Annotated in this window: 8 protein-coding genes; 1 reads left to right on the top strand and 7 read right to left on the bottom strand. The window is 66.6% G+C overall.

The features are described 5' to 3' along the window. Positions 1-424 precede the first annotated feature (424 nt). On the top strand, positions 425-904 hold the full coding sequence (locus I6U14_RS03235) for a hypothetical protein (RefSeq protein ID WP_296896852.1): 480 nt from the start codon (positions 425-427) through the stop codon (positions 902-904). Between the two features lie 11 nt (positions 905-915). Here I6U14_RS03235 and I6U14_RS03230 read toward each other — a convergent pair whose 3' ends face one another. From I6U14_RS03230 to I6U14_RS03200, 7 genes are read right to left on the bottom strand one after another with little or no spacing between them, the layout of a single operon-like run. Next, on the bottom strand, positions 916-1,302 hold the full coding sequence (locus I6U14_RS03230; RefSeq protein WP_296896854.1) for a Na+/H+ antiporter subunit G: 387 nt from the start codon (positions 1,300-1,302) through the stop codon (positions 916-918). A 53-nt stretch (positions 1,303-1,355) separates the two neighbouring features. After that, positions 1,356-1,625, bottom strand: coding sequence for a K+/H+ antiporter subunit F (locus tag I6U14_RS03225; RefSeq protein WP_296896851.1), 270 nt, complete (start codon positions 1,623-1,625; stop codon positions 1,356-1,358). Beyond that, positions 1,619-2,116, bottom strand: a complete 498-nt coding sequence (locus I6U14_RS03220) for a Na+/H+ antiporter subunit E (RefSeq protein ID WP_296896849.1) — start codon at positions 2,114-2,116, stop codon at positions 1,619-1,621. The genes I6U14_RS03225 and I6U14_RS03220 overlap by 7 nt, the downstream gene beginning before the upstream one ends. Positions 2,117-2,120: 4 nt before the next feature. Further along, on the bottom strand, positions 2,121-3,734 hold the full coding sequence (locus I6U14_RS03215; protein WP_296896847.1) for a monovalent cation/H+ antiporter subunit D: 1,614 nt from the start codon (positions 3,732-3,734) through the stop codon (positions 2,121-2,123). Beyond that, entirely contained in the window at positions 3,731-4,102 is a 372-nt protein-coding gene (locus I6U14_RS03210) for a Na+/H+ antiporter subunit C (RefSeq protein ID WP_296896845.1), read from the bottom strand. Before I6U14_RS03210 ends, I6U14_RS03215 begins: the two co-directional genes overlap by 4 nt. A 15-nt stretch (positions 4,103-4,117) precedes the next feature. Then, positions 4,118-7,024, bottom strand: coding sequence for a monovalent cation/H+ antiporter subunit A (locus I6U14_RS03205; RefSeq protein WP_296896843.1), 2,907 nt, complete (start codon positions 7,022-7,024; stop codon positions 4,118-4,120). A gap of 49 nt (positions 7,025-7,073) precedes the next feature. Next, the gene (locus tag I6U14_RS03200) at positions 7,074-7,661 is read right to left on the bottom strand and encodes a putative molybdenum carrier protein (protein ID WP_296896841.1); all 588 of its coding nucleotides are present in this window, start codon (positions 7,659-7,661) and stop codon (positions 7,074-7,076) included. Positions 7,662-8,012 lie beyond the last annotated feature (351 nt).

Raw genomic sequence — 8,012 nt, 5'->3', positions numbered from 1 at the left:
AGCCCGGTGGATAAGCCGCCGCCGAGCGTGTCGTCCGGGCCAGCGTCGGCACAGGCCAGCGAGTCGGGCGGCTGTGTGGCCGGGCGTCCGCCGTGCGGCAGGGGGGCCGCCGGGCAGCAACTGCTGGCGTCGTCATCCTAATCGAGGACAGTGGATGGTAATCCTGGGAAACACGGATCAACTTCCCCGAAAATGCGTTAAGGAGATTATGCGGAAAGCCCGGCACTGACGCTCATGAGCGGCAGCAGGGGCCCGACAAAAAGTCTAGGAATCGTCCCCGCGTTGTCACATGCGCGGGGTACAATCGGCGGTCCGGGGAAGGTCTGCAGCGCAGCTTCGCTGACCACCCGGGGGCGACAACCGGCAGCGTCAGTGCAGCCCCCGCCACTCGTCCACACCCAAGTCGCAGACGAGGTGAACATGTATGTTCGGTAAGACAGGCGCAATTCTTCTCTCGATAGCCAATCTGCCGCCTCAGATTTCCCGTAAGGACCTCAAGAAGCACGTCCAATCGGTCATCGCCGGGCTGGACGAGGGCGGCTTCCGCTTTCCGCCCGCCATCGGAACCTGCAACATCCTCCGTATCACCAATACCACCTCGGGTGTGGTATCGCACCAGGGACTGGTGTCCATCCAGCCGGCCCGGCTCGCGCTCAGGCTCATGAGCGCCTTGGAGCAAAAACCACTGCGCGGCCTGAACCTCCAGGTGAGCCGCTACCGACACGGGAGCTTCCCGGTCAACTCCAGTACGCCCCTCGTCTCCATGACCGACCTACTGCGCGTCAATGACGCCGTGCCCGGCGGTCGTGCGTGGAAGCTGGACCTGGTGTCCGACACTGGGCTGCATAAGGTCGCCTGTGCGCCCACGCCTCGGCACGAAGCCGACGGCCTGCTCGCGCACTGAGCAATACCCCCTTAGCTACTCTCCGTCCGCCCGGCGGAGTTGGTCCGCGGTACATCCGCGCGCAACTGCCCCGCATCCGCGCCTTCCACCGCCAATGGCGGTGGTGCAATGGACCGAACTCTGAGGTGTAGAGCCGCCTTCGCGAGTAGATGCGCGCTCACGGGGGCGGTGATGAACAGAAACACCGTCACCAGCACCTCGTGCAGACTCGGCCCCTCGCCGCGAGTGCTGAAATAGATCACCGAAGCGATCAGCAGCGCGCCGACGCCGAGCGTTGTTGCCTTGGTGGGGCCATGCAGGCGGGTGTAGAAGTCCCCCAAGCGCGCAAGCCCGAGGGAGCCGATGAAGGTAAAGGCGGCGCCGATGACGATCAGCGCCGACACCGCGATCTCCAGCAGATGCTCCGTCTGCGTCGCCACGAGGGCTGTCAGGTTCTCCATACGCCTCCTACCTATTCGATAATGTCGCCGCGCAGCAGATACTTGCAGAGCGCGACGGTGCCGACGAAGCCCATCATCGCAATCAACAATGCCGCTTCAAAGTAGAGCGCACTACCAAGCAGGATGCCGAGCAGCACCAGGAGTGCAATGGTGTTCACGTAGAGGGTATCCAGCGCCAGGATGCGATCCGGGTGGTCGGGCCCCAGCAACAGCCGCCAAAGGCTGAGCAGCAGGGCGCCGCAGACGAGAGTGAACGCGATGAACAGGGCGGTGCTCAGCATGGGGGCTCAAAGATATCTCGCAGCGGGCGCTCGTAGCGTGTCTTGATCTCCTGCGCCAAGGCGTCTGCGCTGGTGACGCGCAGGCCGTGCACGATCAGCGTACGACGGTCCGGGCTGAGCCAGGCCGACACGGTACCCGGCGTCAGAGACACCGTATTGGCAAGGATGCTGATGGCAAGCTCGCTGCGCAGCTCCAGCGGTACCGGCACGAAGGCCGGGCGCGCGAAGCGCTGCCCGCCCAATATCAGCGCCGCTACGGCCACATTGGCCACCAGGATGTCCCATAACACCTTGAGCAGAAAAAACACCAGCCACCAAGGCCGCGCGATGCGCACCCGGTCAGGCCAGAAGCGGCGGGTGAAGACCGGAATGGCCCAGCCGAGCAGCACGCCCAGCAGCGCCTGACCCGGAGTGAAGCTGTTCACCAGCAAGACCCAAGTGAGGGCCAAGGCCAGTGTCAACAGCGGATGCGGCAGCAGACGACTCAACATGGGATCAACTCCCCGCGCCGCCGCCCAGCACGGCCTGGATATAGCGCTCAGGTTGGAGCAAGGCCTCGGCAGTGCTCGCGGTGAAGTCGCTGATGGGACCGGCTGCCGTCACCAATGCAAGGCAAAGCCCGGCGAGGCCCAGCACGGACAACAGCGGCGGCCAGTCCGCACCCGTTGCCTCGTGGCCGCCATCCGCACCGCCTCCGCCAGATGGCCCCCCTTGCACACCTGCGACGGCCGCGCCGGCTAGCGCCCCGGGCGCTGCCTGCAAAGCCGCTGCCTCCGCTTGGGCGCCGGTGGCGCGGTAGAACAGCAGACTGCCGCTGCGCGCCAGCGCCACGATGCTGAGCAGCCCGGCCGTCAATACCACCGCATAGATCCAGGGCATACCCGGCGTTTCCAGGGCCGCCTGCAGCAGCATCCACTTGCCGAGGAAACCGGACAGCGGGGGCAGACCCGCGATCAGCACCGCCAGGACGAAGAACAGCGCGCCCACCAGTGCCGCCGCCGGCACCGCCGGCCCCGGATCGAGCCGATCACCGAGGTCGCCGCGGCCACGGGCGATGATATCCGCCAACAGGAACAGGGCCGCCGCGGCGAAGGTGCTATGCGGCAGGTAGTAGAGCCCAGCTGCGATGCCCTGACGGGAACCGAGCGCAAAGGCCGTGAGCAGCGTGCCGATGGAGAGCACCACCAGGTAGGCCGTCTGCCGGCGAAGCCCCCGGGCCGCCAACACGCCCAGCACGGCTACGACGATGGTGAGCAGGGCCAGCGGGAGCAGCACTGGCTCGATCAGGTGGGCCAGGGGCCCGGCCGCATCGCCGAAGATCAGGGTCTCAACGCGCAGGATCGCGTAGGCGCCCACCTTGGTCATGATCGCGAACAGCGCCGCCACCGGGGCCGAGGTCGCAGCATAAGCAGCGGGCAGCCAGAGGTAGAGCGGCACGAGCGCCGCCTTCAGCGCAAAGACGGTGAACAGCAGCAGACCCGCAGCGCGCACGATGCCCACGTCTTCCGGTGCTGTTTGCGCCACTTTGACGGCAAGATCGGCCATGTTCAGCGTGCCATGAATGCCGTACAGGGTGCCCACCGCGAACAGAAACAGCGTCGAGCCCGCGAGGTTCAGCACCACGAAATGCAGGCCGGCACGCACCCGCGCAGGCCCGCCGCCGTGCAGCAGCAGACCGTACGAGGCGAGCAGCAGCACCTCGAAGAACACGAACAGGTTGAATACATCACCGGTGAGAAAGGCGCCGTTGAGCCCGAAGATCTGTAGCTGGAACAGCGGATGGAAGTGGCGGCTACCACTGTCGGTCCCCTGCACTGCGTAAAACAGCGCGCCACAGGCCAAAAGCGCCGTAATGAGCAGCATCCAGACGCTGAGACGGTCCGCCACCAGCGAGATGCCATAGGGTGCCGGCCAATCACCCACCTGATAGACCTGGATGCCCTCGCCCGTCACGACCCAAAACAGCCAGAGCACCGTCGCCAGCTCCAGCACCACGGCAGCGAGGCTCAGCCGTCGGCGAACCATCAGCGACACCCGTCGCCGGGTGAGCAGCAGCGCGATGGCCGCCAGCAGCGGGAGCAGCAGCGGCAGGATGACCACCTGGCTCACGGCCCGTCCTCCGGACCCTGCCACCAGTCAGCCGATCGGTGACCGTCGGACTGGCCGTCCACGTGGTCGTTGCCGAGCTCCGCCCGGGCCCGCAGCGCCAGCATGATGACGAAGGCGGTCATCCCGAACGCGATCACGATGGCTGTCAGCACCAACGCCTGCGGCAGTGGATCTGCATAGCCGGCGGCGTCCGGGCTGATGACGGCGGGCTGCCCGACGGTGAGCCGGCCCGTGGCGAACAGAAAGAGGTTCACGGCATAGGACAGCAGCGTCAGGCCCAGCACCACTGGGAAGGTGTAGGCGCGCAGCACCAGGTAGACGCCGCAGCCGGTCAGGCTTGCGATGATGCCGGCGAGTAGGGCTTCCATCGCGATGGGGCTCCGTCAGTCGGCAGGCTCAGGCACGGTGCCGGTCGCGCGCTTTGGCGACGGCTCGTCCCCGGGCTGCGTCGCCGCACCGGCGAGAGCGCCCGCAACCGAAGCTGGAGCAACGCCGGCGGCGCTGGAGTCAGATTCGTGGCTCGCGTTGTGCATCAGACCCATGTGCACCAGGATCAGCAGCGTGGCGCCCACCACCACCAGATACACCCCGAGGTCGAAGGCGATGGCCGACGCCAGCTCGAAGTCCGCGAACGGCCAATGCACATGGGTGAAGGCCGAGGTGAGGAAAGGATAACCGAGCGCCATGCTCACAGTACCGGTGATGACCGCGATGAGCAGCCCCAGACCGATGACCGGATGAAAGTTGCGCGGCATCCGAGCATGGGTCCAGCCCACACCGTTGGCCAGGTACTGCATGACCAGGGCTACGGCTGTGACCAGGCCGGCGATGAACCCGCCGCCCGGGAGGTTGTGGCCGCGCAGGAAGATGAACACCGCCACCAACAGTGCCAGCGGCAGCAGCAGCCGCACCAGCGCCGCCATGATGGGCGGGTGCAGGTCCCAATTCCAGCGCCGGCCGGCGGTGTCGCAGGGAGGCCCAGGCAGCCGCAGGTCTTTCAGGAGCGCGTAGATGCCGAGCCCCGCCACAGCCAGCACGGTGATCTCGCCGAGGGTATCGAAGCCGCGGAAGTCCACCAGAATCACATTCACCACATTAGTGCCGCCGCCACCGGACACGCTGTTGTCGAGGAAGAACGCCGAAATGGGCTCGTGCGGGCGCGTCAGCACCGCCCAGGAGAGGATGCCGGCGCCGCTCCCAGCTGCAAGCGCAATGAGGAAATGCCGGAGTCGCCGACCGGTGTCCGCCTCAACCGGGGTGCGCCGCGGCAGGAAATACATGGCGAGCAGCAGCAACACGATGGTCACCACCTCCACCGATAGCTGCGTCAACGCCAGGTCGGGCGCCGAGAACTTGACGAAGATCAGCGACACCAGCAGGCCCACGGCCCCCAGCACGATGAGCGACATGAGCCGTTGCTGGTGGATCAAGGACGCGGTCAAAGCGACCGCCACCAGCGCGGCGGCCACCAGCACGCTGGCTGCGTCCGGCAGGCTCGGCGCCACCGGGCCGGTGATGGGCACATGCGGCGGGATAATGCCGGCCGCACCCGCCGCCAGTGCGGAAACGAGGAATATCGCCAGCAGCCGTTGCAGAGAGCCGACGTCCAGCACGCGCGTTACGAAGGTGGCCAGCGCCAGCAACTGCCGCACGATCCATTGATAAACGGCCGGCGCGTCCAGCATCCCGTGCCAGCGATTGGCAAGCTTGAACAGCGGATGGCGGCCGATGTAGACCAGCACGCCGCCCACCAGCGCGATCACGCTCATGAGCAGGGCCGCATTCAAGCCGTGCCAGATGGCGAGGCTGTAATACGGCGGCTTCGCCTGCAGCACGCCCTCCACCGCGACGCTCAGCAGCGGGCCGACGGTCTGTGCCGGCAGGATACCCACCAACAAGCAGATGGCCACCAACACCTCCACCGGGACCTTCATCCAGCGTGGCGGCTCATGCGGCTCCCGGGGCAGATGCGCCGGCTCGCCGTTGAAGAAGACGTCGTGGATGAAGCGCAGGGAATAGGCCACCGCAAACACGCCGGCCGCCCCCGCCACCACGGTGAGCACCCAGTCCCAGGTGGTGTATCTGGAGAAGTTCACCGCCTCATGGAAGAACATCTCCTTGGACAGAAAGCCATTGAACAGCGGCACGCCGGCCATGGACGCCGCCGCCACCATGGCCAGCGTCGCGGTATAGGGCATATAGCGCCACAGACCGTTGATGAGCCGCATGTCACGGGTGCCGCACTCGTGGTCGATGATGCCGGCGGCCATGAAAAGCGAGGCCTTGAAGGTGGCGTGGTTGATGATGTGGAACACGCCGGCCACCGCAGCCAGCGGCGTGCCGATTCCGAACAACAGCGTGATGAGGCCGAGGTGGCTGATGGTGGAGTATGCCAAAAGGCCTTTCAGGTCATGCTTGAAGAGCGCGAAGTAGGCGCCGACGGCAAGCGTCGTCAGCCCTGCCCCCATCACCAGCGCAGACCACGCATCGGTGCCCGACAGCACCGGAAACAGCCGCGCCAGCAGAAACACCCCCGCCTTCACCATGGTGGCGGAATGCAGATAGGCCGACACCGGCGTCGGCGCCGCCATGGCCTGCGGCAGCCAAAAATGGAACGGAAACTGGGCGGACTTGGTGAAGGCACCGAGCAGCACCAGCACCAGCATGGGCGTGTAGAACGGATGTGCGCGGATGGCGTCGCCTTGGGTCAGGATCACCGACAGGTCATAGCTGCCCGCCATCTCCCCCAACAGCAGGAAGCCGCCCAGCATCGCCAAGCCGCCGAGCCCGGTGACCGCCAACGCCATCCGGGCGCCATTACGGGCATCGCTGCGGTACTGCCAGTAGCTGATGAGCAGGAAGGAGGACAGACTCGTCATCTCCCAGAACATCAGCAGCAGCAGGATGTTCTCCGCGAGCACGATGCCCAGCATCGAGCCCATGAACAGCAGCAAATAGGCGAAGAAGCGCCCGGTGCTGTCCGCTTCGCTCAGGTAGTACCGAGCGTACAGGATCACCAGCACGCCGATGACCAGGATCAGCAGCGCGAACAGCATCCCGAGTCCGTCCAAGCGGAAGCCCAGGTTCAAGCCCAGCGCCGGCAGCCATGGCAATTGCCACACCAGCGTGTCTCCAGCGAAAACGCCGGGGAACGAGGGCGCCAGCACCGCAAGCGCCAACAGCGTCAGCCCGCCAGCCATCCACGCAGCGTGGTATCGGCCGAAGTGGGCGACCCAGGCGGCGAGTGGCGCGCCGAGGAGGGGGATCAGAACGGCAAGGGGCAGATTCATGGGGCGGCAAACTGTCGCGGGATGCGCAGTCTACCGCAAGCACCCTGGGCTAGGCAGGGTCGACACGCTCCGGCCGCTCGCCCAACAGCTGCCGCAAGAGGTCGAGCGCCGCCGCAGCGATGCGGGGCGCCTGCGATTCCCGGGGCCCCGCGATATTCAGCACCCGAATGCCCTGCCCGTCCAGCCAAGCACGGATGGCAGCGACCGTCGGCCCAGTGTCAAGGTCTACCGCGAGCAGTGGGCGACCGTAACGCCTCGCCAGCTCCGCCGTCAGCGCCGTGCCGCCGGTGATCGGTCCCCGGTGCAGGATCAGCGTGCCGTCGCTGTCGCGCACGTTCCACTCCGTCCGCTGGGCCGGATCGGCGTCGGGGGTCTCGCAGAGCGGATAGCGTGCTGGGAGCACCCCGTCCTCGGCCAGCCGGCCGCGCGGGCACCATCCCCCCACCGGCACACCAGCGGCGAGCGCGGCATCGAGCGCAGCCCGGTCTACTCCCGTCTGACCACCGCTCACCACGCGCGCGACAGGACAACCGCGGCGCGCATGCAGCGCGGCCACCAGCTCGCGATCCCGCCGGGCGAAGTACTGGTCTTCTTCGGCCTGTTCCTTCAGCCGCAGTTTGTCGGGGAGATTGGACATGCAACAAGGAGAAGCTGGGGCCTTTCTGGCGGCTGCCGGCGATGCCAGCGAGGCGCTGATCACTGGACCGCCGTCGAAGGGCGGGCAACGGAGCAACGAGCCAAGCGCCGAGAAACAGGTCGGCGACCTCATCCGCGAGTCACCCGTCCGAGTCGGGTCGGCTCACAGGAGTCCAAGCTTAGCGACGCGGTGCCTCAGGCCGACGAGTGACGGGGTCGCCTGCTCGACCCCAGGATGTCATTGGCCAGGGCCTCGGGCCGGACTCCCACGCCGCCGGCAGCAACTACTCCTAAGCCCTCACCCCTCAACCCTCGATCCTCAGCCCTCGACCCCATAGGCGCCTGGGACATG

The sequence above is a fragment of the Thiohalocapsa sp. genome, assembly GCF_019695415.1.
Lineage (GTDB): Bacteria > Pseudomonadota > Gammaproteobacteria > Chromatiales > Chromatiaceae > Thiohalocapsa.
Note: the sequence above shows the minus strand (reverse complement) of the source record. Positions and strands in the feature narration are given on the sequence as shown.